This is a genomic window from Ferrovibrio sp. (assembly GCF_041906005.1).
Lineage (GTDB): Bacteria > Pseudomonadota > Alphaproteobacteria > Ferrovibrionales > Ferrovibrionaceae > Ferrovibrio.
Genome location: NZ_JAYRJY010000002.1, coordinates 309,045 through 333,684, shown reverse-complemented (window position 1 = coordinate 333,684; position 24,640 = coordinate 309,045). Strand labels below are relative to the sequence as shown.

At 64.7% G+C, this 24,640-nt stretch carries 23 protein-coding genes and 1 tRNA gene; 9 read left to right on the top strand and 15 right to left on the bottom strand.

Translation table 11 applies throughout. From position 1 onward, the window contains the following. Positions 1-96: 96 nt before the first annotated feature. Positions 97-1,980, bottom strand: coding sequence for a PHA/PHB synthase family protein (locus tag ACE3OO_RS18820; RefSeq protein WP_374305304.1), 1,884 nt, complete (start codon positions 1,978-1,980; stop codon positions 97-99). 178 nt (positions 1,981-2,158) lie between these two features. On the opposite strand from ACE3OO_RS18820, the gene ACE3OO_RS18815 reads away from it, so the two are divergent. The 5 genes from ACE3OO_RS18815 (at position 2,159) to recJ (ending at position 8,631) form a co-directional block, all read left to right on the top strand. After that, complete coding sequence (locus ACE3OO_RS18815) at positions 2,159-3,133, top strand: hypothetical protein (protein WP_374305302.1); 975 nt, start codon at positions 2,159-2,161, stop codon at positions 3,131-3,133. 94 nt (positions 3,134-3,227) lie between these two features. Further along, positions 3,228-4,448 carry an LL-diaminopimelate aminotransferase gene (locus tag ACE3OO_RS18810; RefSeq protein WP_374305300.1) on the top strand — a complete coding sequence of 407 codons (1,221 nt, stop codon included), beginning with the start codon at positions 3,228-3,230 and terminating at the stop codon, positions 4,446-4,448. After that, entirely contained in the window at positions 4,441-5,760 is a 1,320-nt protein-coding gene (locus ACE3OO_RS18805; RefSeq protein ID WP_374305297.1) for a homoserine dehydrogenase, read from the top strand. Before ACE3OO_RS18810 ends, ACE3OO_RS18805 begins: the two co-directional genes overlap by 8 nt. Positions 5,761-5,785: 25 nt before the next feature. Next, the gene (gene glpX, locus ACE3OO_RS18800; RefSeq protein WP_374305295.1) at positions 5,786-6,811 is read left to right on the top strand and encodes a class II fructose-bisphosphatase; all 1,026 of its coding nucleotides are present in this window, start codon (positions 5,786-5,788) and stop codon (positions 6,809-6,811) included. A 2-nt stretch (positions 6,812-6,813) separates the two neighbouring features. Then, positions 6,814-8,631 carry a single-stranded-DNA-specific exonuclease RecJ gene (recJ, locus tag ACE3OO_RS18795; protein WP_374305446.1) on the top strand — a complete coding sequence of 606 codons (1,818 nt, stop codon included), beginning with the start codon at positions 6,814-6,816 and terminating at the stop codon, positions 8,629-8,631. Positions 8,632-8,665: 34 nt separating this feature from the next. Here the strand turns inward: recJ and ACE3OO_RS18790 are convergent, their stop codons facing one another. Genes ACE3OO_RS18790 through ACE3OO_RS18745 form a run of 10 tightly spaced genes read right to left on the bottom strand, consistent with a single transcriptional unit; the run spans position 8,666 to position 18,960 of the window. Then, entirely contained in the window at positions 8,666-9,586 is a 921-nt protein-coding gene (locus ACE3OO_RS18790) for a DMT family transporter (protein ID WP_374305293.1), read from the bottom strand. A gap of 21 nt (positions 9,587-9,607) precedes the next feature. Then, on the bottom strand, positions 9,608-10,114 hold the full coding sequence (locus ACE3OO_RS18785; protein WP_374305291.1) for a cupin domain-containing protein: 507 nt from the start codon (positions 10,112-10,114) through the stop codon (positions 9,608-9,610). Between the two features lie 59 nt (positions 10,115-10,173). After that, positions 10,174-11,061, bottom strand: coding sequence for an ABC transporter permease (locus tag ACE3OO_RS18780; protein WP_374305289.1), 888 nt, complete (start codon positions 11,059-11,061; stop codon positions 10,174-10,176). After that, positions 11,058-11,999 (bottom strand): ABC transporter permease, encoded by a 942-nt coding sequence (locus ACE3OO_RS18775; protein ID WP_374305287.1) that lies wholly within the window; start codon positions 11,997-11,999, stop codon positions 11,058-11,060. The genes ACE3OO_RS18780 and ACE3OO_RS18775 overlap by 4 nt, the downstream gene beginning before the upstream one ends. Before the next feature lie 55 nt (positions 12,000-12,054). Next, positions 12,055-13,566: an ABC transporter substrate-binding protein gene (locus ACE3OO_RS18770; RefSeq protein ID WP_374305285.1), complete on the bottom strand. Its 1,512-nt coding sequence runs from the start codon at positions 13,564-13,566 to the stop codon at positions 12,055-12,057. Positions 13,567-13,586: 20 nt separating this feature from the next. Further along, a complete protein-coding gene (locus ACE3OO_RS18765) occupies positions 13,587-14,657 on the bottom strand; it encodes an ABC transporter ATP-binding protein (protein ID WP_374305282.1) in 1,071 nt (356 codons plus the stop codon). Next, the gene (locus ACE3OO_RS18760; protein WP_374305280.1) at positions 14,654-15,625 is read right to left on the bottom strand and encodes an ABC transporter ATP-binding protein; all 972 of its coding nucleotides are present in this window, start codon (positions 15,623-15,625) and stop codon (positions 14,654-14,656) included. The genes ACE3OO_RS18765 and ACE3OO_RS18760 overlap by 4 nt, the downstream gene beginning before the upstream one ends. Beyond that, positions 15,625-16,341, bottom strand: a complete 717-nt coding sequence (locus tag ACE3OO_RS18755; RefSeq protein ID WP_374305278.1) for a DUF1028 domain-containing protein — start codon at positions 16,339-16,341, stop codon at positions 15,625-15,627. The genes ACE3OO_RS18760 and ACE3OO_RS18755 overlap by 1 nt, the downstream gene beginning before the upstream one ends. A gap of 7 nt (positions 16,342-16,348) precedes the next feature. Further along, positions 16,349-18,181 carry a gamma-glutamyltransferase family protein gene (locus ACE3OO_RS18750; protein ID WP_374305276.1) on the bottom strand — a complete coding sequence of 611 codons (1,833 nt, stop codon included), beginning with the start codon at positions 18,179-18,181 and terminating at the stop codon, positions 16,349-16,351. 23 nt (positions 18,182-18,204) lie between these two features. Further along, a complete protein-coding gene (locus ACE3OO_RS18745; RefSeq protein WP_374305274.1) occupies positions 18,205-18,960 on the bottom strand; it encodes a FadR/GntR family transcriptional regulator in 756 nt (251 codons plus the stop codon). A gap of 288 nt (positions 18,961-19,248) precedes the next feature. On the opposite strand from ACE3OO_RS18745, the gene ACE3OO_RS18740 reads away from it, so the two are divergent. Further along, positions 19,249-19,324 (top strand) — tRNA-Glu (locus ACE3OO_RS18740). Positions 19,325-19,410: 86 nt separating this feature from the next. Next, entirely contained in the window at positions 19,411-19,848 is a 438-nt protein-coding gene (locus tag ACE3OO_RS18735) for a nucleoside deaminase (RefSeq protein ID WP_374305272.1), read from the top strand. Between the two features lie 31 nt (positions 19,849-19,879). Here the strand turns inward: ACE3OO_RS18735 and ACE3OO_RS18730 are convergent, their stop codons facing one another. Together ACE3OO_RS18730 and ACE3OO_RS18725 are read right to left on the bottom strand one after the other, a co-directional pair. Further along, entirely contained in the window at positions 19,880-20,251 is a 372-nt protein-coding gene (locus tag ACE3OO_RS18730; RefSeq protein WP_374305270.1) for a hypothetical protein, read from the bottom strand. A gap of 63 nt (positions 20,252-20,314) precedes the next feature. Next, positions 20,315-20,596, bottom strand: a complete 282-nt coding sequence (locus ACE3OO_RS18725; protein WP_374305268.1) for a GNAT family N-acetyltransferase — start codon at positions 20,594-20,596, stop codon at positions 20,315-20,317. A 383-nt stretch (positions 20,597-20,979) separates the two neighbouring features. On the opposite strand from ACE3OO_RS18725, the gene arfB reads away from it, so the two are divergent. Both arfB and ACE3OO_RS18715 read left to right on the top strand, forming a co-directional pair. Continuing rightward, the gene (gene arfB / locus ACE3OO_RS18720) at positions 20,980-21,399 is read left to right on the top strand and encodes an alternative ribosome rescue aminoacyl-tRNA hydrolase ArfB (RefSeq protein WP_374305266.1); all 420 of its coding nucleotides are present in this window, start codon (positions 20,980-20,982) and stop codon (positions 21,397-21,399) included. 91 nt (positions 21,400-21,490) lie between these two features. Further along, the gene (locus tag ACE3OO_RS18715) at positions 21,491-22,522 is read left to right on the top strand and encodes a lipid A deacylase LpxR family protein (RefSeq protein ID WP_374305264.1); all 1,032 of its coding nucleotides are present in this window, start codon (positions 21,491-21,493) and stop codon (positions 22,520-22,522) included. 23 nt (positions 22,523-22,545) lie between these two features. On the opposite strand, the gene ACE3OO_RS18710 is transcribed toward ACE3OO_RS18715, so the two are convergent. Together ACE3OO_RS18710 and ACE3OO_RS18705 are read right to left on the bottom strand one after the other, a co-directional pair. Further along, positions 22,546-23,070: a PAS domain-containing protein gene (locus ACE3OO_RS18710; RefSeq protein ID WP_374305262.1), complete on the bottom strand. Its 525-nt coding sequence runs from the start codon at positions 23,068-23,070 to the stop codon at positions 22,546-22,548. 69 nt (positions 23,071-23,139) lie between these two features. Then, on the bottom strand, positions 23,140-24,639 hold the full coding sequence (locus tag ACE3OO_RS18705) for an indolepyruvate oxidoreductase subunit beta family protein (protein WP_374305260.1): 1,500 nt from the start codon (positions 24,637-24,639) through the stop codon (positions 23,140-23,142). Between the last annotated feature and the right edge of the window lies 1 nt (position 24,640).

Genomic DNA, 24,640 nt, shown 5'->3' with positions numbered 1-24,640 from the left:
ATTTTGTTTAACCGTGAGTTCTCAGGAGACCCCAAGACGTGGATGCCCGGATCAAGTCCGGGCATGACGTTGATGGGGGCGAGGACAACGGAGTGGTCAATCCACGATGCGCTTTTTCACATAGCTGCCCGGCGCGTCCTCGATAGGTTTCAGCTTGCCGTCGCCGGGCACGCGGGCGGGCACCTTCGGGCCGGACTTGGCCGACAGCCATTTGTCCCAGTCGTCCCACCATGAGCCGGGGATTTCCTTCGCGCCTTTCATCCACTCGTCCACGCTGGCCGGGTTGGTTTTGGCGTCGTTCAGCCAGTGCTGGTATTTCTTCGCCGCCGGGTGGTTGATCACGCCGGCGATATGGCCCGAGCCCGCCATCACGAAACGCACCGGTCCGCCATAAAGCTGGGTCGCCTTGTAGACGGATCTGTAGGGCGCGATGTGGTCGTCCTTGCTGGCCTGCAGGTAGACCGGGATCTTGATCTTGCGCAGGTCGAGCCGCTCGCCGGCCAGTTCCAGCGCGCCGGGCTGCGACAGCAGGTTCTTCTGATACATGTTGCGCAGGTAGAAGCCGTGCATCTTGGCCGGCATGCGCGTGCAGTCGGAATTCCAGTACAGCAGGTCGAAGGGGAAGGGCTCCTTGCCCAGCAGGTAGTTGTTCACCACGAACGACCAGATCAGGTCGTTGGCGCGCAGCATGTTGAAGGTGGTCGCCATCTCGCCGCCATCGAGATAGCCCTTTTCCGACATCAGGTTTTCCAGGTAGCTGAGCGTATCCTCGTCGGTGAAGACGCTGAGTTCGCCGGCTTCCGAGAAATCCACCTGGGCAGCGAAGAAGGTGACGGCCTTGATGCGCTCGTCGCCTTTCGCCGCCATCCAGGCCAGCGTGGATGCCATCAGCGTGCCGCCGATGCAGTAGCCGATGGCGGTGACTTCCTCCTCGCCGGTTGCCTTCTTCACGGCATCCAGGCCCGCCAGGATGCCTTCGCGCATGTAGCTTTCGAAGGTCTTGTCCACCAGCGTCTCGTCGGGCTGGTTCCATGACACGACGAACACGGTGTAGCCTTTCTCGGTCATCCATTTGATGAACGAGTTCTCCGGCTTGAGGTCGAGGATGTAGAACTTGTTGATCCAGGGCGGCACGATGTAGAGCGGCCGCTTGTAGACCTCCTTGGTCGTCGGCGCATACTGGATCAGCTGCATCAGGTCATTCTGGTAGACCACCTTGCCCGGCGTGACGGCGATGTTCTCGCCCACCGTGAAGGCTTTGGCATCCACCATCTTGATGTTCAGCTTGCCTTTGCCGCGCTCCAGGTCGCCCAGCAGGTTCTGCAGGCCCTTCACCAGATTCTCGCCATTGCTGTCGATGGTGGTGCGCAGCACTTCCGGGTTGGTGAGGGCGAAATTCGATGGCGACATCGCATCGATGAATTGCCGGGTATAGAAATCGACCTTCCGGGCCACCTTGGGGTCGACGCCGTCCACCTCGGTCACGGTTTTCTGCAGCCAGCGCGAGGTGAGCAGGTAGGATTGCTTCAGGTAGTCGAACACCGCGCCCTGTTCCCAGTGCGGATCGCGGAAGCGCTTGTCGCCCTTGTCGGGCTGCACCAGCGGCTCGGTCGGCTTGCCCAGGAAACGATCGGTGGTGTTGGCCCACAGCTTGGCATAATCCTGCCACAGCCGGACCTGGGCCTCGGCCAGTTTGGCCGGGTCGGCCAGCAGCTTGGCCGCGATCTGCATATAGGCGCCGGTCAGGTTCAGCGGATCGGGATTGACCGGGGCGGCCGGGATCTGGCCGGGAAGTGGTGCGGGGCCTTTACCATTGCCGGGCCCAGCCTGGGCCTGTTCGGCCTGCTGGCGGGCGGCAAAGTCGCTGATCAGTTTTTGGCTCTGTTCGGCGATCCTGGCCCAGGTCTGGGCCCAGACAGCCGGATCGGGCAGCTTCAGATCGCTCTCCGGTTTCCTGTCACTGTCCGGTTGCTTCGCCATCCGACAGTCCTTATTCTCGGGGCCCGTTTCCTCGCCCTGCGACTCCGGCTTTCCCGCCGGATTTCCACGGCACGGGTTGAGGTTACGGGATAGGGAATCGCCCTGCAAGGCTGACGCGAACATGGATAGGCCAGCAGGATGGAACCGGTGGTTTTTGGGCGTTTAGGGGGATTTTGAGATGGCAGGTATCGGCAGGGCTTCCGCCGACAAGGCGATCCGGGGCAGCCTTGGGCTGCGCGGCGCCACAGCGACCGCCTTGCTGGCCGTCATGCTGACCCTGGGTGGCTGCGGCACCTGGGCCGATCCGACCGAATGGTCCGATCCGACCGGGCTGTTCAGTGGCGACCCCAAGGAGGCCCCCGGTGCAGCCGGCTCGATGAGCACGGATGCGGGGGCGAATGACCGGTTCCCCAATCTGGGGCGGGTACCGCCGCGCCCGGTCGAGGTGTCGTCATCGGGCGAACGCCGGCAGGCCATCGACAGCCTGAGCGCCGACCGCGCCAATGCCCGTTACACCGATCAGGAACTGCGCGCCCGCCCGGCCGACAGCAACACGCCGCCGCCGGCACCGCGTGCCCCGGTCAGCCAATTGCCGTCCGGCGCGCCCACCGCCCAGCCGCGCGGCGCCATCGAGCCGCAGCAACCCGTTGCCCAGACCCAGATGCCGGCCCAGATGCAGGCCCAGCCCGGCCAGGCCGCGCCGGCCCCGGCCGCTCGTGGCGGCATGGTCGATACCTTCTCCGCGAGCCTGGCGCAGTCCTCGGCCAACACCCTGCCGCCCAATATGGCCCAGCAAGGTGCGGCAGCCCCGGCTTTCGGCGCCCCGGCCTACGCCCCGCTGCCGGGCAGCCAGCAGTTGCTGGCCATCATCCGCTTCAATAACAACGAGACCGCCCTTGGCAACGACGACAAGGCGCTGGTCCGCAAGGTGGCGGAATACTTCAAGGGCGTGGGCGGCAAGGGAACGGTGCGTGTAGTGGGCTACGGCCTCGCCGCAGCGGGCGGCCTGCCACAGCGTCGCGTCGATAATGTCACCACCGAACTCAAGCGGCGCGGCGTAACCCAGCCTGCCGCCGCTATATCGCCGCCGGCCACGTATGCCGCCGGCGCCGAGGATTATAGCCGCCGGGTTGAAATCTATCTCGTAAACTGAAACGGATTTCGACTAAATAACGGCGGGGGCGCGGGGCGAAAAGCTACCGCGCTTTCGCGTAACTGGAGCCCCGTTTATTCGGATTTATAAAGCCATGGATACCGAGTTCTACCGCATCAAGCGCCTGCCGCCCTATGTGTTCGAGGAAGTGAACCGCATGAAGGCCGCCGCGCGGGCCCGCGGGGAAGACATCATCGATTTCGGCATGGGCAACCCCGACAATGCGACCCCGCCGCATATCGTGGCCAAGCTGGTGGAAGCGGCGCAGAACCCGCGCGCGCACCGCTATTCCTCCAGCCGAGGCGTGCCCGGCCTGCGCAAGGCGCTGTCGAATTATTACGGCCGCCGTTTCGGCGTCGAGCTGGATCCTGAGAAGGAAGCCATTGTCACGCTGGGCTCCAAGGAAGGCCTTGCCAATCTTGCCATGGCGATCTCGGCGCCGGGCGACACCGTGCTGGTGCCCAACCCCAGCTATCCGATGCATGCCTTCGGCTTCATCATCGCCGGCGCCAATGTGCGCAGCGTGCAGATCGGCCCGGGCATCGATTTCTTCGCCGGCCTGGAACGCGCCTATCAGCACAGCATCCCCAAGCCGATCGCGCTGATCGTCAGTTTCCCTGCCAATCCCACCGCGATGACGGTCGATCTCAGCTTCTATGAGGCGATCGTCGATTACGCCAAGAAGCGCAACATGTGGGTGATCTCCGATCTGGCCTATTCGGAGATCTATTTTGACGGCAACCCGCCGCCATCGATCCTGCAGGTGAAGGGCGCCAAGGACATCGCCATCGAGTTCACCTCGCTGTCCAAGACCTACAACATGCCGGGCTGGCGCATCGGCTTTGGCGCCGGCAACCCGGTGCTGATCGGCGCGCTGGCGCGGATGAAGTCCTATCTCGATTACGGCGCCTTCACGCCGATCCAGGTGGCGGCGACGGCCGCGCTGAACGGTCCGCAGGACTGTGTCGAGGAAATCCGTCAGACCTACAAGTCGCGCCGCGACGTGCTGGTGAAGGGCCTGCAGGCGGCCGGCTGGAATATTCCGATGCCGAATGCCTCGATGTTCTGCTGGGCGCCGATCCCCGAGCGCTACGCCCATCTCGGCTCGGTGGAATTCTCCAAGCTGCTGCTGCGTGAGGCGGAAGTCGCCGTCGCGCCCGGTATCGGCTTCGGCGAGCATGGCGACAATTTCGTGCGCCTCGCCTTCGTCGAGAACGAGCATCGCACGCGCCAGGCCGTGAAAAACATCAAACGCCTGCTCGGTTCGCCCTCCAATCTTCCCGATCCGGCGGAGAAAGCAGTCAGCAATGGTTAAGGTTTATGTGAAATCGGCGCCGCCGCTGAAAGTCGGTATCGCGGGGCTGGGCGTTGTCGGTGCCGGCGTTGTGCGCTTGCTCGACCAGCATGCGACAATGCTTGCCGCCCGTGCCGGCCGGCCGATCAAGGTGGTGGCGGTTTCGGCGCGCGACAAGCGCAAGAAACGCGACATGCCGAAGGGCAACTGGCGCTGGTATGCCGATGCCGTTGAACTGGCGAAGGACCCCGAAGTCGAAGTGGTGGTCGAACTGATCGGTGGCGCCGATGGCAAGGCGCGCCAGCTTGTCGAAACCGCGTTGAAACTCGGCAAGGGCGTGGTCACCGCCAACAAGGCGATGCTGGCCATGCATGGCGCGAAGATCGCTGCCCTGGCCGAAACCAAGCAGGCGCCGCTGGCCTTCGAAGCCGCGGTGGCCGGCGGCATTCCGATCCTGAAGGCGTTGCGCGAGGGCCTGGTCGGCAATCGCGTCGAACGTATCACCGGCATCCTGAACGGCACCTGCAACTACATTCTCACCGAAATGCGCGAGACCGGCCGCGATTTCGCCGAGGTACTGAAAGAGGCCCAGAAACTGGGCTATGCCGAGGCCGATCCCAGCTTCGATGTCGACGGCGTCGATGCCGCCCACAAGCTGGCGGTGCTTACGTCGCTTGCGTTCAACACCCAGGTCAATTTCGGTGCCGTGCATGTCGAGGGCATCCGCCATGTCTCGGCCATCGACATCGCCTTTGCCAAGGAATTCGGCTATCGCATCAAGCTGCTGGCGATTGCCCGCCGCACGCCGCGCGGCATCGAGCAGCGCGTGCACCCCTGCATGGTGCCGGCTGATACGCCGATTGCCCATGTCGACGGCGTGTTCAATGCGGTGGCGGCGGAAGGCGACTATGTCGGCCGCGTGATGTTCGAAGGACGCGGCGCCGGCAGCAACCCGACGGCGTCTGCCGTGGTGGCTGATCTGGCCGATCTGGCCGCCGGGCGTCATGCGCCGGCCTTTGGCGTACCGGCGGCAAAGCTGCAACCGCTCAAGGCAGCCGCCATGGCCGATCATGTCGGCCGGTATTACATCCGCCTGATCGTGCGCGATCAGCCCGGCGTGCTGGCCGATGTGTCGGCGGTTTTGCGCGATGAGAAAATTTCCATCGAAAGCCTGGTGCAGCGTGGCCGCTCGGAAGCCGAGAACCAGCCTGTCGCGGTGATGCTGATCAGCCACGAGGCACGTGAGGCCGACATGGCACGGGCGATGAAGCGCATCGCCAGGCTGCGCTCGGTATTGCAGATGCCGGCACTGATCCGCATCGAACAACAGTGATTTTTCAACCGCTCTGGAGCTGACAATGGCGACGGGCAAGGCAACCAAATCCAAGGCCAAGGCGGCAGCGCCGGCCCAGGCACCGGTCGAGGCCGACAGCATCTCGGTCGAACGCAACCTGACGCTGGAAGCCGTGCGTGTCACCGAGGCCGCGGCCATCGCGGCCGCCCGTTGGGTTGGACATGGCGACGAGATGGCGGCTGATCAGGCCGCCGTTGATGCGATGCGCAACGCCCTCAACGCGCTGAACATCGATGGCACCATCGTGATCGGTGAGGGCGAACGTGATGAGGCGCCGATGCTTTATATCGGCGAAAAGGTCGGCACCGGCAAAGGCTCGCGCATCGACATCGCGCTCGATCCGCTGGAAGGCACCTCGATCACCGCCAAGGGCGGCAGCAATGCGATGACGGTGATCGCGTTCGCGAATGCCGGCTGCTTCCTCAATGCGCCCGACGTCTACATGGACAAGATCGCCGTCGGCGGCGGTTTGCCCGAAGGCGTGGTCGATCTCGATCTGACGCCGGCCGAGAACCTGAAGCGGTTGGCCGAGGCCAAGGGGATCGCCGTATCCGAGCTCACCGTCTGCATTCTTGATCGGCCGCGGCACATGGACTTGATCAGCCAGGTGCGCGAGACCGGCGCGCGTATCGCGCTGATCTCCGATGGTGATGTGGCCGGCATCATCGCCACCACCGACCCCGATACCGGCATCGACATCTACATGGGCTCTGGCGGTGCGCCCGAAGGCGTGCTGGCGGCGGCCGCTTTGCGCTGTATCGGCGGGCAGATGCAGGCCCGCCTGATCTTTCGCAATGAAGACGAACGCAGCCGCGCCCGGCGCCTCGGCATCGAGAAGTTCGACCGCAAATACGGTCTGAACGATCTGGCCTCCGGTGATGTGATCTTTTCGGCCACGGGGGTCACCGACGGCCCGCTGCTGCATGGAATCCGGCGCGTGCCCGGCGGGCATAAGGCCAACTCCCTCGTCATGCGCTCGCAGACCGGCACGATCCGCCGCATCGAAGCGGTCATCCGCACGCCGACGTGACCATGAACGGCCTGCTGACGACGCCGGCCGTTTCCGAAACACCGTTCCTGGGCGTGACCCGGTCGGTGCAGGGCCGCCGCTGGCGCCTGCGCAATACCGACGAACGTTTGGCGCTGGCCCTGGCGCAGCAGGCAAGCCTGCCGGAAGTCCTTGGCCGTGTGCTGGCGGGGCGGGGCGTGGCGCTTGAGATGCTGGAAGATTACCTCAATCCCAGCCTGCGCCGCCTGTTGCCCGATCCCTCCCGTTTCCACGACATGGATGCCGCCGCCGACCGGCTGGCCGCTGCCATCGAGAAAGGTGAAAAGGTCGCCGTCTTCGGCGATTACGATGTGGATGGCGCCACCTCCACGGCTTTGCTGAACCGTTTCTTCCGCGCCATCGGCCGGCCGTTGCGCGTTTATATCCCCGACCGTCTGAAGGAGGGCTACGGCCCCAATGCCCCGGCCCTGCGCCGTCTGGCGACCGAGGGCGTGAAGGTGGTGGTGACGGTGGATTGCGGCACATTGGCCTTCGCCCCGCTGGAAGATGCCGCCGCGGCCGGCCTGGACGTGATCGTGGCCGATCACCACCTGGCGGAACCGGACCTGCCGCGCGCCGTGGCCGTCGTCAATCCCAACCGCCTGGATGAGCAGCCCGGCTTCGGCCAGCTCGCCGCCGTGGGTGTCACCTTCCTGCTGGTGGTGGCGGTGAACCGCCGTCTGCGCGAACGCGGCTTCTATAATACCGAGCGCCCGGAGCCCAATCTGATGGGCTGGCTTGATCTGGTGGCGCTGGGCACCGTCTGCGACGTGGTGCCGCTTACCGGCCTGAACCGTGCCCTGGTGGGGCAGGGATTGAAAATCCTGCGTGGCCGCAGCAATGCCGGACTTGCCGCACTGGCCGATGTGGCAGGCGTGAACGAACCGCCCGGCGCCTATCATCTGGGCTTCCTGCTGGGGCCGCGCGTGAATGCCGGCGGCCGCGTTGGCCAAGCCGATCTGGGCACGCGGCTGCTCTCCTGCGACGATCCGCGCGAGGCGGCGGCCATGGCCGCTGAACTCGACCGCTACAACCGCGAGCGGCAGGAAATCGAGGCCGGCGTTTTGCTGGAAGCCATGCAGGAACTGGAGCATGTGCCCGAAACGGCGGCGCTGGCGCTGGTGGCGCGGCAGGGCTGGCATCCGGGCGTGATCGGCATCGTGGCAGCCCGCATCCGCGAGGCGGCCGGCCGGCCCAGCTTCGTGATCGCACTCGATGAGAACGGCATCGGCAAGGGTTCCGGCCGCTCGATCCCCGGCGTCGATCTGGGTGCCGCCGTGGTGGCGGCCAGTCAGGCCGGGCTGCTGGTGAATGGCGGCGGCCATGCCATGGCGGCCGGCCTGACGGTGGAAGCGGCCAAGCTGAACGAGCTGAAGGCTTTCCTCAACGAGCGCCTGCGCGACGCAGTGATCCGCGCCGGGGCATCGGCCTCGCTGGGTTTCGACGGCGCGGTGGGCATCGGCGGTTGCAATGTCGATCTGTATGAAAAACTGGAACAGCTCGGACCCTATGGCTCGGGCAACCCCGAACCGCGTTTCGCGCTCACTGCCGCCCGAGTCATCACCGCCGATGTCGTGGGCGAAAAGCATGTGCGCTGCCTGCTGGCCGGCGGCGATGGCAACGGCCCGCGCCTGAAGGCGATTGCCTTCCGCAGCATCGAGGGCGAGCTGGGCCCGGCCTTGCTGCAGGCGCGGCAGACCGGTGCGCCTCTGCATCTTGGCGGCCACCTGCGCGCCGATTACTGGCGCGGCGAGCGCCGGGTGCAGTTCGTGCTGGAGGATGCCGCACAGCCGCAGGGGTGAAGGCGGCGAGTGTCTGCACCCGCCTAGTGTCCGGTCAGGGTGGGGGCGTGGCCGCTGCCTTGGCGGCGGCTTCCTTGCCGCGCAGGCGTTCGCGATGCAACACATAAAGACCGCTGCCGACGATCAGCAGGATGCCGACGCTGGCCAGCGCATTCGGCACATCGCCCCAGACCAGCCAGCCGAGCAGCAGCGCCAGCGGCAGGCCGGTATAGCGCAACGGCACGATGACATGCACCTCCGCATGGCGGAAGGCATCGACGGTGCAGAGATAGCCGGCGGCGATGCACAGGGCGGCAATTGCCACGAAGCTGAACTGGCGCAGGGTCATCGGCACCCAGCCCTCGATCAGGGCAAGGGTCAGCGCCACCAGCATCAGCATCCCGACATTGGTGAGGATGATGATCGAGGAGGGGATTTCGGCCCTGATCTTCTTGGTCACCAGATCGCGCACCACGATGCAGGCCGCCGCGCTGACACCCAGGATCGAATAGGCGCTGAAGCTTTCGGCACGCGGCTGCACCACCAGCAGCACGCCGAGGAAACCGACGATGACCGCGATCCAGCGCCGCCAGCCGACGGCCTCGCGCAGCACGATCGCCACCACCGCCGTCATCATCAGGGGTGAAGACATGTGGATGGCCATCACGTTGCCGATCGGCGTGTGGAACAGCGCGATCATGTAGAAATAGCTGCTGAGCAGATCGATGCTGCTGCGCAGGACCACATGGCGGTCGAACATCCGGCCGATCTTGGGCATGGCGCCGGTGGCCTGGATCATCCCCAGGATGGCGATGGTGGCGATCAGGCCACGCAGGGCCAGAATCTGGTTGGCCGGCACATCGCCGTAGACCAGCTTGCACAGCGCCTCGTTGATGGTGAAGAGGACAACCGCCAGCAGGAAGGAAATCATGCCGCGACGGTTGCCCGAACCGTGCAGTCGCTTGAAGAAGATCATGTCAGGAGTAGGTGTCGGCGATCAGCGCTTGCTATTCGGATCGGCGTGGCCTGGATGCTTGTGGATGGGATCGACCCACGGCACGTTCTCGGGTTTTTCCACCGGCTCGATATCCAGATTCACCACCACCGGCTCCTGGCCCGAGCGGACCAGCACGCATTCCAGCGTCTCGTCGCTGCTGGCGTTGATCTCCTGGTGCGGTACATATGGCGGCACAAAGATGAAATCGCCCGGTCCGGCCTCGGCCGTGAATTCCAGGTTGTTGCCCCAGCGCATGCGCGCCTTGCCTTTCACCACATAGATCACGCTTTCCAGGTCGCCGTGATGATGGGCACCGGTCTTGGCATTGGCATGGATATGCACGGTGCCGGCCCATATCTTCTGCGCGCCGACGCGGGCGAAGTTGATTGCCGTGGCGCGGTTCATGCCGGTGGTCTGCCCGGCCGTGGTGGGATCGAGCTGGTCGCCCGGAATCACCCGCACGCCGTCATGCTTCCAGTCGGTGCGGTGGTGATGATCCTGTCCCATGGCGTCCTCCGTATACGATGCGGTTGATCGTAGGGAGGCGAAACCGTTCGGGCAAGCCTTTAGCCCTTGTGGCGTGGATCCAGCGCGTCGCGCAAACCGTCGCCCAGCAGGTTGAACGACAGCACGACGACGAAGATCGAGAGGCCGGGATAGATCGCCATCCATGGCGCCTGGGTCAGGAAGTCCTTCGCCGAATTCAGCATGCTGCCCCAGCTGGGTGCCGGCGGTTGCTGGCCCAGGCCGAGGAAGGACAGGCTGGCTTCGGCAATGATGGCCGAGGCGATCGTCAGCGTGGCCTGCACCATCAGGGCCGGCCAGATATTGGGCAGGATGTGGCGGAAGGCGATGCGGAAGGGGGGATTGCCTACGGCCTGTGCTGCCTCGATGTAATCCTCCACCTTCACGGCCTGCACCTGTGCCCTTGTCAGGCGGATGAAGATCGGCGCGGCCGAGATGCCGATGGCGATCATCGCATTGGTCAGGCTGGGACCGAGGAAGGCGGCCAGGGCGATAGCCAGTATAAGGAAGGGCACGGCCAGCATGGCGTCGGTGAAACGCATGATCACGCCATCCACCAGCCCGCCAGCATAGCCCGACAGCAGCCCGACCGGGATGCCGATCAGCAGGGCAAGGAACACCGAGATCACGCCGGCGAACAGCGAGGCCCGTGCGCCATGGATCACGCGCGAGAGCACGTCGCGGCCCAGTTCGTCGCCACCGAAGGGATGCTCCAGCGTCGGCTCGCCGCGCAGGGCGCTCCAGTCGGCTTCGGTGGGATCGTAGGGCGCCACCACGTCGGCCAGCACGGCCAGCAGAAGGAAGGCGGCCACCACCACCAGGCCGACCACGGCGCCCTTGCGCTTCAGCAGGCGGCGGAAGGCACGCCGTGCCGGACTTTCCTCGCGCGCAGCGGTTTTCGCGGCGTTGTCCATCGTCACGGTACTCATGCGCGCAGCCTCGGGTTCACCAGGAAATAGGCGATGTCGGCCAGCAGGTTCAGCACAATGTAGGCTGTCGCGGTGCAGAGCACGACGCCCTGCACCACGGCATAGTCGCGGTTGAACACGGCATCGACGATCAGCTTGCCAAAACCGGGAATGGAAAAGATCTGTTCGGTCAGCACGGCGCCCGACAGCAACTGGCCGAATTCCAGCGCACCCAGCGTGATCACGGGCACGGCCGCATTGCGCAGGGCATGCTTGCCGATCACCACTTTCTCGCGCAGGCCCTTGGCCCGTGCCGTGCGGATATAGTCGCTGGACAGGACCTGCAGCATGGCGCTGCGGGTATGGCGCATCATCACCGCGGCGATACCGGTGCCCAGCACGAAGGCGGGCATGATCATGGCCTCGATATTGCCGAGAGGATCATCCATCGGACTGACGTAACCTGATGCCGGCAGCCAGCCGAGTTCGACCGAGAACAGCAGGATCATCATGATGCCCAGCCAGAAATTCGGCGTGGAGAGGCCCCACAGCCCGACCACATTGGCGACATAGTCCGGCCAGCGGCCGTTATAAAGCGCCGAGATCATGCCGGCCGGCAGACCGATCCCCAAAGCTACCAGCATCGAGAGGATGGCGAGTTCGATGGTGACGGGCAGTTTCTCGACCAGCAGCTGCGCCACTGGCTGCTGGATGCGGATTGACTCGCCGAAATCGCCCTGCAGCACGCCCCCGATCCACAGGAGGTAGCGTTCATGGATTGGCTTGTTGAGGTGATATTTCTCGCGGATCTGTTCAATGGTTTCCGGATCGCGTTCCTCGCCGGCCATGGCAATGGCCGGATCGCCGGGCAGCAATTGCTGCAGCCCGAAAATGATGATCGACACGAACAGTAGTGTCGGCAGCAGGATAGCCAGGCGGCGGAACAGGAAGCGGGTCATGGGGCTCTGGTGCGAAAGGAAGGGGGATCGCGGCTGAACCGCGATCCCCGGGGTATCAACCCAGCTTCATGCCGGTGAAGCGGATCAGGCCGTCCGGATATTCCTTGAAGCCCGACAGCTTGGTGTTATAGGCCCACAGCCACTTGCGGTGCAGCAGGTAGATGATGGGGCGCTCGGCCAGCACGATGGCCGCGGCCTTGTTCCACGCGGCCTGACGCTGGGCCATGTCGTTGGTCAGGCGAGAGTCGTTGAGGATTTCATCCAGTGCCGGATTGCACAGGCCGGAATAGTTCAGCGGCTGTTTGCAACCATGGAAGCTGTAGAGGTTGCCATCCGGATCCGGACGGCCGCTCCAGGCCAGGATATAGGCCTCGAAATCGCCCTTGTCTGCCATGTTGAGCGAGGTGGCGAATTCGGTGGCCTGGATGCGCACGTCGAAGCCGGCCTCCTTGGCCATGGCCTGCACCACCTGGGCGATGTTGCGGGCATCGGTCGTGGTCGGCGTGACGAGGTTGACCACCGGGTTGGGGTTGCCGGCTTCCTTCAGCAGGGCCTTGGCCTTGGCCACATCGCGTTTCGGGATTGGCGACGACTTGGCATAATACGGGCTGTTCGGTGCGACCCACTGGTTGCCCGGCGTGGCCTGTCCGTCGAACACCACCTTGTTGATGCCGTTACGATCCAGCGAAAGCTCGAAGGCTTCGCGGATCTTGGCATTCGAACCCAGAGCCGAGGTCTTGGCCTTGTCGCTCTTGCCGATATTGATGGTGATGCCGTAATAGCCGATCTCGGTGACCGAGCCGAGTTTCAGCTTGTTGTCCTTCTGCACGCTGGGTGCGTCAGTGGCGGCCAGACGTTCCAGGATATCGAGCTGGCCGGAGCGCAGATTGGCCAGCCGCACGGTGGCGTCGATGAAGGGACGGAACTCGATGCGCTGGATATGCACATTGGCCTTGTTCCAGTAGCCATCGTATTTCTCGACCACGATGCGGTCCTGGGCCACGCGCTCGACGAACTTGTAGGGGCCGGCGCAAACCGGTGCGGTGGCGAACTTGTCGCCCAGCGCCTGGCCGGCCTTGGGCGAGATCATCATGCCGGCGCGATCGGTCAACGTGGCCAGCAGCGGCGCGAATGGCGCGGCGGTATTCAGTTTCACGGTGAGGGGATCGACCACATCCACCGAGGTGACGGCGGAAAGCTCGCCGCGGCGCTGCGAGCCCTGCATGGTCTTGTGCCGCTCGATATTGTACTTCACCGCCTCGGCATCGAACTTTTCGCCGTCATGGAAGGTCACGCCCGGCCGCAGCTTGAAGGTCAGGCTCTTGTTATCGGCCGACCAGCTCCATTCGGTGGCCAGCTGCGGCACGACCTTCAGGTCGGGCGAGATATCCACCAGCTTGTCGCACAGGGCCGAGAAGACGACGCGGCCGACGAAGGTGCGAGCCAGCGTGGGGTCCAGCGCGTCAGGATCTTCGGCCAGGCCGAATTTCAATGTCTGTGCGGAAGCCGGGGCGGCTGCCACCAGAAGCAACGCCGCAAAGGCGGCATAGGTAGCGTGTCTGAACATGTCTGCCTCTCTCCTGTTGATTATTCGGTTTGGGAAACGGGTTCGCTGAATTTGGCCTGCAGCCGGGCCAGGCGCGCGGCGCCGGGCTGGTCGCTTTCCACCGGCAGCGGCGCGGCGGCGGGCAACTCGCGCCAGCGGTGGCAGGCGACGCTGTGGCCGGCGGCGGTTTCTTCCATGGCCGGCTTGGTCTGCCGGCACAGATCGACGGCAAAGGGGCAGCGCGTGTGGAAACGGCAGCCGCTGGGTGGATCGATCGGGCTGGGCACGTCGCCACTCAGGATGATGCGCTGGCGGCTGGCTTTGGGCTGCGGCACGGGAATGGCCGAGAGCAGGGCGCGGGTATAGGGGTGGCGCGGTGCGGCGAACAGCTCGGCCGTCGGCGCGATCTCGACGATATGGCCCAGATACATCACGGCGATGCGTTGCGAGATATGGCGCACCACGGCCAGGTCATGGGCGATGAAGACCAGCGCGATCCCGAAGCGGGCCTGCAGATCCTTCAGCAGGTTCAGGACCTGGGCCTGCACCGAAACGTCCAGCGCGGAAACGGCCTCGTCGGCCACGATCAGGTTGGGTTGCACGGCCAGCGCGCGGGCGATGCCGATACGCTGGCGCTGGCCGCCGGAGAATTCATGCGGGTACCGGCGTGCATGCGACGGCCGCAGTCCGACCAGATCCAGCAGCTCTTCGACACGGGCCTTGCGCTTCTCGGGTGGCACCAGGCCGTGCAGCATCAGCGGCTCGGCCAGGATGTCGCCCACGGTCATGCGCGGGTTGAGCGAGGCGTAGGGGTCCTGGAATACCAGCTGCATCTCGCGGCGCAGGTCGCGCAGGGCATGGCCCTCAAGTCGCGTGATATCGCGGCCATCATAGCGGATCGTGCCGGCGGTGGGTTCCAGCAGGCGCAGCACCAGCCGCCCGGTGGTGGATTTGCCGCAACCGCTTTCGCCCACCAGGCTCAGGGTCTCGCCGGCTTTCAGGCTGAAGCTCACGTCGTCGACGGCCGAGACGTGGCTGACCGGGCGACCCAGCCAGTTGGTCTTGGCGGTGAAATATTTGCTCAGGCCATTCACTTCGAGAAGGCTGCTCATGGCAACGGTGCCTTCCAGCAGGCGACGGCGTGACCAGCCGTCACGTCGCGCAGTTCGGGCGCAGCCTGTCGGCATTCGGCATCGGCGAAGGGGCAGCGTGGATTGAAGCGGCAGCCCGGTGGCGGGTTCATCGGATCGGGCACGCTGCCCTGAATGGCGGGCAGATGCTCGCGCGTCACATCCAGCCGCGGGATCGAGCCGAGCAGGCCGATGGTGTAGGGGTGTTGCGGCTCGGCGAACAGCCGTTCGACCGGGGCCTTCTCCACGATGCGGCCGGCATACATCACGGCCACCTCGTCGGCCATCTCGGCAATCACACCCATGTCGTGGCTGATCAGCAGGATGGCGGTACCCAGGTCGCGCTGCAATTCGCGCAGCAGGTCGAGAATCTGTGCCTGCACCGTCACGTCCAGCGCCGTGGTCGGCTCGTCGGCGATCAGCAGCTCCGGCCCGCAGGCCAGGGCCATGGCGATCATCACGCGCTGCCGCATGCCGCCGGAAAGCTGGTGCGGGTAATCATCGATGCGCTTTTCCGGCGCCGGGATCTTCACCTTGCGCAGCATGGCGATCGCCTGCTCGCGGGCATCTGCCGCGCTGACGCCCTTGTGGCGGATCAGGCCCTCCGTGATCTGGTCGCCGATGGTGAAGGCCGGGTTCAGCGACGTCATCGGTTCCTGGAAGATCATCGCCAGCCGGTTGCCGCGCAGATCGCTCATGGCTTCCGTATCCAGGCGGCTCAGGTCCTGCCCGGCGAAATGGATGCTGCCGCCGGCGACACGCGCACCGGTTTTCGGCAGCAGGCCCATCACGCTGAGTGACGTGACCGACTTGCCGCAGCCGCTTTCGCCCACGATGCCCAGCGTCTTGCCGCCATCGACAGCGAAGCTGACTCCATCCACGGCGCGGAACTCACCGCCATTGTCGGTGGCGAAATGGGTGCGCAGGTCGTCGACTTCCAGCAGGGCCATCAGCGCGCCTCCTGCTGCAGTTTTTCCAGTCGCTGCGCCTCGGCCTCGATCACGCTGCGGTCCCAAACGCCGCTAGGGTTCTCGCGGGTCGCCATGAATTTCGAGAAGGCCGCGAAACGCCCCTGCGAAAGATCATACAGCCGGCGCAGCTCGGCCAGCGGCTCGGCATGATCATCCACGCGCAGGCTGAGTGCCGGATAATCCTCTGTGGTGAAGACGACCAGTGCGGCCGATTGTTTGCCGCGTTTGTCGCCGCCCTGGGCCTGCCCGGCATCCAGAGCATCGATCAGTCGTTCGGCGAAGGGTTTCGCACTGGCAACGAAAGTCGCATGCGTGGCATCGATCACGGCTTCACCGGCCAGCATGTTGCCAGCCACCGAGAAACCGTCGCCAGCCTTGTGGCCGCACCAGCCGATGCAGTCGCGGCCCGTATGCTGCGCCGTGCCGCCATGGCGGTCGACCAGATGCAGCTGACGCGTTTCACGGCCCTGGTCGGAGGCGACCAGGCGTTCCATCACGCTGGCGGCCGGCACGCCGTCTTTCAGCATGGCGATGCCGCGTGGGCCCCAGGTGGGATTTACCAGCGCCTGGGTCGCCAGAGCGCCGGCATTGGCTGCGGCATGGGGGCAGAGCGCACCGACGGCGAAGAATTTCGTCGTCACCGCCACGCCGAAAGCGCCGGTCTGTGGATCGAGGGCGACGATAGACCAGGTCATGTCCGGTTCACCGGCCGACCGCGTAGCCCTGCATGCCGCGCGGATTGGCGCCGGCGCGCAGCAGGGTACCTTCGGGCGTCTCGTCGGTGGCGCAGGCGGTGAGGCGGCCTTCCGACCAGTCGCCGCCAACCTCCACCTTGTGGCCGCGTTCTTTCAGCGCTTCCACGGTGGCCTTGGGGAAGCGGCCTTCCAGCGCCAGATGGCCGGGTTTGGCGGCACGCGGATAGAAGGAGGAGGGGAAGTGTTCGGTATGCCAGGCCGGACCGTCGATGGCTTCCTGCAGGTTCATGCCGTGATGCACGATCTTGAGGAACAGCTGCGGCTGCCACTGGTCCTGCTGGTCCCCGCCCGGTGTGCCGAAAGCCATCGCCGGCTTGCCATCCTTCAGCGCCATGGACGGCGACAGCGTGGTGCGCGGCCGTTTGCCGGGCAGCAGCGAATTCGGCAGGCCTTCCTCAAGCCAGAACATCTGCGCGCGCGTGCCGAGGCAGAAGCCGAGTTCGGGAATGGTGGGCGACGATTGCAGCCAGCCGCCCGAAGGCGTGGCCGAGACCATGTTGCCCCAGCGGTCGATCACATCGACGTGGCAGGTATCGCCGCTGACCGCGCCGCGTTTCGTCACCGCGCCGTCGCTGCCGGCCAGACGGCCCACGGTGGGTTCGCCGACACCGACGCCGCCAGCATCGCCGGCCTTGATCGAGGTAAGCTTCGCCGCCTTGCCCATCGGATTGCCCGGCCGCATGTCGAGCGAGGCGTAAGGTCCGATCAGTTCGGCGCGCTGGGCGTTATAGGCATCCGACAGCAGGTCGGCCATCGGCACGTCGACGAAATCCGGATCGCCGTACCATGCCTCACGGTCAGCGAAGGCGAGCTTGGCGGCTTCGACCACGGTATGCACGAAGTCCGGGCCGGCCGGCTCCATGGCATCGATATCAAAATGACGCAGGATCGCCAGTTGCTGCAGGAAGGCAGGACCCTGGCTCCAGGGACCGCATTTCGCCACGGTCCAGCCGCGGTAATCATAGGTCAGCGGCGCTTCCACATGCGCCTGCCATTTCGCCATGTCATCGCCGCTCAACACACCACGATGGCGGCGGCCCGAGGCGTCCATCGCTTCGGTGTTAGCGCAGAATGTGTCGATGGCTTCGGCCACGAAACCTTCGCGCCAGGCGCGCCGCGCCGCATCGATGCGCTGTTCGCGGCTGCCACCGCGATCCGTGCCGGCTTTAACGAGCTTGCGATAGGTCTCGGCCAGGCCTTCCTGTTTGAACAGCGCATACGCCTTCGGCAGGGCGCCGGTTTTATCGAGCCAGATCGCGCCCGAGCTTTTCCACTCATCCTTGAACAGTTGCTGCACGGTGGCGATGGTGTCGATCACACGCGGCACCAGCGGGCAGCCATGGGCCGCGTAATGGATGGCGGGTGCCAGCGCGTCGGCGATGTCGATGGTGCCGTAATCGCGCAGCATCAGCAGCCAGCCATCCACCGCGCCCGGCACGCAGGGCGCCAGCAGGCCGGAGCCGGGGATCAGATCCAGGCCCAGCGACTTGAAATGCGCGATGCTGGCCTTTGCCGGCGCCGGACCCTGGCCGCACAGCACATCGACGCGTTTGGTGCGCGCATCCCACATCAGGGCGGGCAGGTCGCCGCCGGCGCCGTTCAGGTGCGGCTCGCACAGATGCAGCACGAAGCCCGCCGTCACAGCCGCGTCAAAAGCATTGCCGCCGCGCTCCAGCACGCCCATTGCGGCCGACGAGGCGATCCAGTGCGTGGTGGCGACCACGCCGAATGTGCCCTTGATTTCCGGGCGGGTGGTGAAGGCGAAGGGGGCTTTGAACATGACAGACCTTGAAAGCTGAACGACTAGGACTGATGGGTATCGGGATTGGAATTGGCCGCGGGGTCGGCGTTGAGCGCCTGTTGCAGGTTTTTCTGGTGCAGGGCGACATGCTGGCGCATCACGGTGGCGGCGCGCACGGCATCGCGCGCGGCGATGGCTTCGGCGATGTCCAGATGCTGCTGCGCCGACAGGCGTTTGCCATCGGGCGTGCGGGCGCGGGCGCGCATGCTCTGCCAGGCCGCGTCGTAGCGGATCTTGTCGATCACCTCGAACAGGTCGAGGAACAGGCGATTGCCGGCCGCCTCGGCGATGCAGCGATGGAAGGCGCTGTCCCAGCGTTCCAGCGTGGCGGGGTCGGCATCGGCCTCGCGGCCGGCCAGCCGTTCGGCCAGTTTGCGGATCATCGCCACCTGTTCGGCGCTGGCGCGATGGGCGGCCAGCTGCGCCAGGCTCGGCTCCAGATGCAGTCGCACCTCCATGATCTCATAGAAGTTGGTGCGGCTGGCGAGTCGCGACAGGGTCGGGGCCGATAAGGCGGGGGCGGGGCCGATGAAGGTGCCCTTGCCCTGGCGGCGCCAGATTTTTCCCTCGGCCTCCAGTTCGGCCAGGGCCTGGCGCACCACGCGGCGGCTGACATTCAACTGGGCAGCCAGACTGCGCTCGGTCGGCAGCGGTTCATTCGGCCGCGCCGCCTGCTCCTGCAGCAAGCGGCGCAGCAGTGTGATGGCTTCCGTTGCGGCGGCACGGCCTGAAAGGGGCTGGCGGAGCATCTCGTTCATGGCCACTGAACCTAAAAGAAATGGTACGTGTATACAATCGGAAAAATGGCATAAATCCGCTGAATTGTTAAGCAAATTGCTGCCTCTTCGGGCAGGAGAAGGGGTCGGTGATCGTACCAATGCAGAATTGGTGCGCAGCCTGCCGGGCGCCATCCGGCCAAGTGCCGATACGGCTTCGATTTCCCGGACAGCGGCTATTGATTTGTGCAGGGCTAACCGCTACACACCGCCTCGCGCCGGGCAACCGGCGTTGCGGTCCGCGCTATATGATTCGGACCGCCACAGGCCGACCCCATCGTCTAGAGGCCTAGGACGTCACCCTTTCACGGTGAAGACACGGGTTCGACTCCCGTTGGGGTCGCCAATGCTTGCCAGCCCAGACAATTGACCCGAGCATTGGCGCCGCCGCGCAGCGTGGCGCGGGGTTGATATGCGTGTGGGGCAATCACCATGGATCCATTCCTTCAGGCCGCCATCGACGAAGCCCGAGCCGGCCTCGCTGAGGGCGGCATTCCGATCGGTTCGGTGATCGTGCACCAGGGCAGGGTCATCGGTCGCGGCCATAACCGCCGCGTGCAGCGGGGCAGTGCCATCCTGCATGGCGAGATGGATGCGTTTGAGAATGCCGGGCGCCAGCCGGCCAGCGTCTATCGCGACTGCACGCTCTACACGACGCTGTCGCCCTGTTCGATGTGCACAGGCGCGATCCTGCTCTATGGCATCCCGAAAGTCGTGATCGGCGAGAACCAGACCTTCATGGGCGAGGAGGAGCTGCTGCGCTCACGCGGCGTTCAGGTCGAGGTGCTGCAGGACGAAACCTGCATCCGTCTGATGCGCGACTTCATCGCGGCAAAGCCCGAATTATGGAACGAGGATATCGGCGTCTGAGGTTTGGATAATTCTGAATCCTGCTGCGGTATTATCCGAACAGAATGTTCGGCATTGGTGTTTCAATCCATTCGACGATGTTGTCGGGCCGGATATTAAAGCCTCTCGCGCGCAGGGCATCAGCGTCGCGATCATGTAATTTCCCTTTTGTGCCATGGCTGCCGGTTCCGTCAAAGTTCACGATGACCACGGTTCTCCGCCTGTTTCGATCTTGAACATGTGCATGGACTTGCCCGGGACCATGTGTGGGTTGATCAATGCGTATATTGTTGGCGAAACGGCCCGGCACCCACTGGCCTTCTTGAAGGATTTCGCAATCGGCACCGTTCGGTGTGATAGCGATGCCTTCCAATACAGGAAGGCGGCTGGAATTTATGAAATCGAAGAATTCGCGCAGCCTCATGTTGTCCTCAGGATTAGCGAGATTTTTTATATTGAAGCGCCATCCGCTCAGTTGGATGCGTGCTCACCCGATAATCCCCGCATATTCCGGTTTGCGCTTCAGCCATGCCGCCGCGTAGCTGCACAGCGGCACCACCTTTTCATTCCGCTGTTGCAGAATCTCGACGATGCCCTGCATCAGCCGCCCGGAGGCACCGGTGCCGCGCAGGGTGACGGGCGCTTCCACATGGGTGATGATCACGGTTTCGCCCTGGCGCCGGTAATTGGCGAACACGGTCTGGCCGTTCACGTCTAGCTCGAAGCGGCTGCGCTCGGGATTGTCTGTCACGTTTGCGGGTTCGGTCATCGCGGCAACTCCTGATCCGGTCAGGCTAGCCGTGGCGGGGCCGGGCGGTAAGTCCCGGCTTGCCGGCAGGATTAAATGTACCTATATTGTTCACGCCGGATGGCGCTGCCAGTCTGGATGTCCAGTCTGCATGCCATCATATGTTGCGCCCGCCGGAATTCCCGTGCGGGCCTTCGTGTTTCTTGGGCTTCACAAAAGCGCGCAAACCGTCTGAAACAGGATGCAAACCACATGATCCGCGCCGCAAAACCGCTGCCGGACGGACGAAAGCGACGGATTTCGTCAAAACCGACTCAAAACCGACGCAAAACACCCGATTTGATATCAATGATATCATTGATATCACGCTCGCCGGCCGGGACGGGGGCAGGTAGCCTGCGGCCATGATTCGTATCACCCCCCGCATCAGCCTCGACCCGCGCGAGATCGAGACCAGCTTCATCCGCGCCTCCGGGCCGGGCGGGCAGAATGTGAACAAGGTCTCCACCGCCGTGCAACTGCGCTTCGATGTGCGGCGTTCGCCGTCGCTGCCCGACGATGTGCGGACGCGGCTGGAGGCCCTGGCCGGCAGCCGGCTGACCAATGACGGGGTACTGGTGCTGACCGCGCAGCAGCACCGCAGCCAGGACCGCAATCGCCAGGATGCGCTGGATCGCCTGGTGGCGCTGATCCAGCGGGCGGCCGTGCCGCCCAAGGCGCGCCGCGCCACGCGGCCGACGCTGGGCTCGAAGACGCGACGGCTGGAGTCCAAGAGCAAGCGGGCCGCCGTGAAAAGCGGCCGTGGCCGCCCGGCCATGGATTGAGGGCGGACTGCGAATTATGGCCTCGTCGCCCACAAGCCGCCATATTCTGCCGCCACAAGGATGGGGCCCCTCCGCGATCAGAAGCCTTTTCATGATGATTCGTTCCATTGCCGCAGGCTTGCTCTGCCTCGTCGCCGCTGCGCCCGCCCTGGCCCAGGAAGCCACTGACAAGGCCGAGACCGAAAACCGCAAGACCGATCCGCAACAGCAGGTCGGCATTTTCAGTTTCGTGCTGGAAAACGATCTCTTCTACGATACCGACCGCCGCTACACCAATGGCGCGCGGATCAGCTATCTCACGCCAAAGGGCGGGGAGCCCGACTGGCTGCGCGATGCGGCGCTGTATGTGCCGATGTTCGATGGCCACAGCGACATCCGCGTGGAATTCGCGTTGGGCCAGAACATGTACACCGCTTCCGACAAGCTGCTGCGGGATCCGCCAGCCACCGACCGGCCCTATGCCGGCTGGCTGTATGGTTCGGTCGGCCTGGTGGCCCGCACCGGCAATGTGCTGGACCAGATGCTGGTCAGTGTCGGCGTGGTTGGTCCGGCCGCCATGGCGCATGAGACACAGGACTTCATCCACAACATCGTGGACTCGCCAAAGGCGCAGGGCTGGGACAGCCAGCTCAAGAACGAACCCACCCTGCAATTCACCTACCAGCGCAGCTGGCAGTCGCCGGAATTCAGGCTGCCCGGCGGCTTCGGCGTCGACGCCACGCCCCATGCCGGCGCGGCTTTGGGCAATGTTTATGTCTATGCCAACAGCGGCGCGATGCTGCGGTTTGGCCAGAACCTGCCGATCGATTACGGCCCGCCGCGTGTGCAGCCCAGCCTGCCGGGATCAGGGTATTTCGAGCGCGCGCCGGGTGGCTTTGGCTGGTATCTCTTCGCCGGTGTCGATGGCCGCGCGGTGGCGCATAACATTTTCCTGGATGGCAATACCTTTGCCGACAGCCGCAGTGTCGACAAGGAAACCTTTGTGGGCGATGCGCAGTTCGGCCTGGCCGTGGTGGTGGAAGGCGTGCGCTTCGCCTATACCCATGTGCTGCGTACCCGTGAATATGCCGGGCAGGATGTCGACGACCAGTTCGGCGCCTTCAGCGTTTCACTGGCCTTCTGAGCGCCGGCGTTCCGAGGGCTGGCCTATAGCGGTATGAAGGTGATCGCGACTTCTTCGCGGGCGAAAGTGCTGCCATTCTCCAGGCGGTCGCCGAAAGTATAGATCGTCGCGCCGATCATCTGGCAGACGCGGCCATCTGCACCGGCCAGCGGCAGGACGATCCGCTCGCCCACGCCGCTGCCGCCAAGGTTGACGAAAACCCGTCCGATGCCGTGCAGGATCGCCGGCTCTTCGCAGACGCGACGGTAACGCTCCAGCACGACGGGCAGAAGGGCCGGCGGCATGATCTGCTCCAGCGGCGTGCCGGGCAGGGAATGGGGTAGCAGCCGGCGGATTTCCTCGCCAGCCACACGCAGGGTGAAACCGCGGGTCGCCGGGTCGTAATCATAGAGGAACAGGCACGGGATCAAGGCCGGCAGGTGAAAGATGTCCAGATCGCTTCGCCGGGTCACGCGCTCGCCGGCCCGGCGACAGGCGAACCAGTGTTCGGCGAAGGCGCGCAATTCGGGCGCGCGGATCAGCTGCAGGTCGGCGGGGTCTGGCGGCACGCGGTCACTCGCAGGATAGCTGTGGTCCAGCGTCCCAGAAAACCGAGCGCAATGGAATAGGCGCCGGGGTTATTCTGCGGCTTGCGGCAATCTGCCCAGGCTGTCCTCGAACGCCGCCAGCATGTTGCCTAGGCCGTTCCCTTCGGGGTCGGCCAGCGCGGCCGTACGGGCCTGGATCACGGCATCCACTGCCTGTGCGGCGAGAATACGGCCTTCCAGGGCTGGCAGGATCACACGGCGACGGATCATGTCGAAATTGTCGGCGCCGCGTCTGAATGTATCGCCATACCCTTTGATCAGCCGCGCGCATTCGGTGATCTCGCGGGCCAGCGCGATGTCTTTCTTGGCTGCCCGGGTGATCAGGTCCAGCCAGTCAGCGATGCGGTCCTGTTCTTCGGCATAACGATGGCTCCGGGGCCGCCAGCTTCGCAGCCCGGCCATCAAACGCAGCTTCAGATAACCGCCGATGCGGTTCGACTGCACCGTCATGCCCAGATGCAGGCGTTTGTTCCAACCACGCTTTCCGCTGAAGTCGAGGATCGCACGCGCCAGCACCGGCGGCAGCAGGCCGGCGATCTCCTCGATGCCGGGTTTGAGGAATTCCGCGACGGCATAGGGCTGGCCGGGTTTAATACGCGTTTCGCGCTCGATGGCGGCGAAGCGCTCGGGTTTGAGTTTCAATTGAGCGACGCGGATCACATCCTCAAAGCTCATGCGCAGGGCCAAATGCCGGGCTACCTCCGCTGTCAGTAGGTCATCGCCCAGCGCCGCGATTTTTTCCAGCCGGTCGAGATAGAGCCGCGCATAGGCTTCATCCTGGTAGTCCACCAGCCGGTGCACGCCTTCGGACGCAAAGAGTTGAGCTGCATCGGGCAAACGAATGATGCGCTCTGTCATCACGGTACCAGAATTGGGCTTCGGTGCCTGCCGCAACGCGCGCTGTTCCAGCTCGCCCCGGCCATGCGCCAGGCCGAAGCGATAGCCGGCGAGATTGCTATCCACCGCCTTGCCCTCGGTGCGGATGCCGGCTTCGAAAGCCTCTGGCGAAATCGGCAATGCAGCGGCACCGGCGAGGGCGCCGAGCAGCACGGCGTTGAGGATCGAGCCGGCGTCTTTCGCGGCCTGGTCCATGTCGAAAAGTATGGTCTGTTTCGCGTGATCCTTGGCCGCGCGGAAAAGCTTGCCCGCATCGTAACGGCCATCGCCCATGGCGCTTTTTTCGGCCACGGCATAGACGCGATGGGTGGAGGCGATCAGCAGGGTGCGGTCGGGCGAGACATAGCCGTTGGCGATGGCGCGGCCGGCCTCGACGAATTCGCTGGCGATCATCACATCCACCTGGCCTGGCATCGGGTTCAGGCACATCACCGGGCGGCGGTCGGTCTTCTCGGGCCAGAGCTCGATATAGTAGGTGGTTGCGCCGGTGCGCTGGGCCACGCCGGGGATCGAGGTGCTCTGCACCGGATAGCCTTCGCGCTGTGCCGCGCCGACCAGCCAGCCGGTCAGCACGCCGCCGCCTTCGCCACCCATGGCGGCGATCAGGATGCAGACAGGACGTGTAGCGGCCATG

Excerpts from the sequence above, each read along its gene's own strand:
- ACE3OO_RS18820 (WP_374305304.1), bottom strand. The coding sequence starts at position 1,980 with ATGGCGAAGCAACCGGACAGTGACAGGAAACCGGAGAGCGATCTGAAG.
- ACE3OO_RS18815 (WP_374305302.1), top strand. The coding sequence starts at position 2,159 with ATGGCAGGTATCGGCAGGGCTTCCGCCGACAAGGCGATCCGGGGCAGC.
- ACE3OO_RS18810 (WP_374305300.1), top strand. The coding sequence starts at position 3,228 with ATGGATACCGAGTTCTACCGCATCAAGCGCCTGCCGCCCTATGTGTTC.
- ACE3OO_RS18805 (WP_374305297.1), top strand. The coding sequence starts at position 4,441 with ATGGTTAAGGTTTATGTGAAATCGGCGCCGCCGCTGAAAGTCGGTATC.
- glpX (WP_374305295.1), top strand. The coding sequence starts at position 5,786 with ATGGCGACGGGCAAGGCAACCAAATCCAAGGCCAAGGCGGCAGCGCCG.
- recJ (WP_374305446.1), top strand. The coding sequence starts at position 6,814 with ATGAACGGCCTGCTGACGACGCCGGCCGTTTCCGAAACACCGTTCCTG.
- ACE3OO_RS18790 (WP_374305293.1), bottom strand. The coding sequence starts at position 9,586 with ATGATCTTCTTCAAGCGACTGCACGGTTCGGGCAACCGTCGCGGCATG.
- ACE3OO_RS18785 (WP_374305291.1), bottom strand. The coding sequence starts at position 10,114 with ATGGGACAGGATCATCACCACCGCACCGACTGGAAGCATGACGGCGTG.
- ACE3OO_RS18780 (WP_374305289.1), bottom strand. The coding sequence starts at position 11,061 with ATGAGTACCGTGACGATGGACAACGCCGCGAAAACCGCTGCGCGCGAG.
- ACE3OO_RS18775 (WP_374305287.1), bottom strand. The coding sequence starts at position 11,999 with ATGACCCGCTTCCTGTTCCGCCGCCTGGCTATCCTGCTGCCGACACTA.
- ACE3OO_RS18770 (WP_374305285.1), bottom strand. The coding sequence starts at position 13,566 with ATGTTCAGACACGCTACCTATGCCGCCTTTGCGGCGTTGCTTCTGGTG.
- ACE3OO_RS18765 (WP_374305282.1), bottom strand. The coding sequence starts at position 14,657 with ATGAGCAGCCTTCTCGAAGTGAATGGCCTGAGCAAATATTTCACCGCC.
- ACE3OO_RS18760 (WP_374305280.1), bottom strand. The coding sequence starts at position 15,625 with ATGGCCCTGCTGGAAGTCGACGACCTGCGCACCCATTTCGCCACCGAC.
- ACE3OO_RS18755 (WP_374305278.1), bottom strand. The coding sequence starts at position 16,341 with ATGACCTGGTCTATCGTCGCCCTCGATCCACAGACCGGCGCTTTCGGC.
- ACE3OO_RS18750 (WP_374305276.1), bottom strand. The coding sequence starts at position 18,181 with ATGTTCAAAGCCCCCTTCGCCTTCACCACCCGCCCGGAAATCAAGGGC.
- ACE3OO_RS18745 (WP_374305274.1), bottom strand. The coding sequence starts at position 18,960 with ATGAACGAGATGCTCCGCCAGCCCCTTTCAGGCCGTGCCGCCGCAACG.
- ACE3OO_RS18735 (WP_374305272.1), top strand. The coding sequence starts at position 19,411 with ATGGATCCATTCCTTCAGGCCGCCATCGACGAAGCCCGAGCCGGCCTC.
- ACE3OO_RS18730 (WP_374305270.1), bottom strand. The coding sequence starts at position 20,251 with ATGAGGCTGCGCGAATTCTTCGATTTCATAAATTCCAGCCGCCTTCCT.
- ACE3OO_RS18725 (WP_374305268.1), bottom strand. The coding sequence starts at position 20,596 with ATGACCGAACCCGCAAACGTGACAGACAATCCCGAGCGCAGCCGCTTC.
- arfB (WP_374305266.1), top strand. The coding sequence starts at position 20,980 with ATGATTCGTATCACCCCCCGCATCAGCCTCGACCCGCGCGAGATCGAG.
- ACE3OO_RS18715 (WP_374305264.1), top strand. The coding sequence starts at position 21,491 with ATGATGATTCGTTCCATTGCCGCAGGCTTGCTCTGCCTCGTCGCCGCT.
- ACE3OO_RS18705 (WP_374305260.1), bottom strand. The coding sequence starts at position 24,639 with ATGGCCGCTACACGTCCTGTCTGCATCCTGATCGCCGCCATGGGTGGC.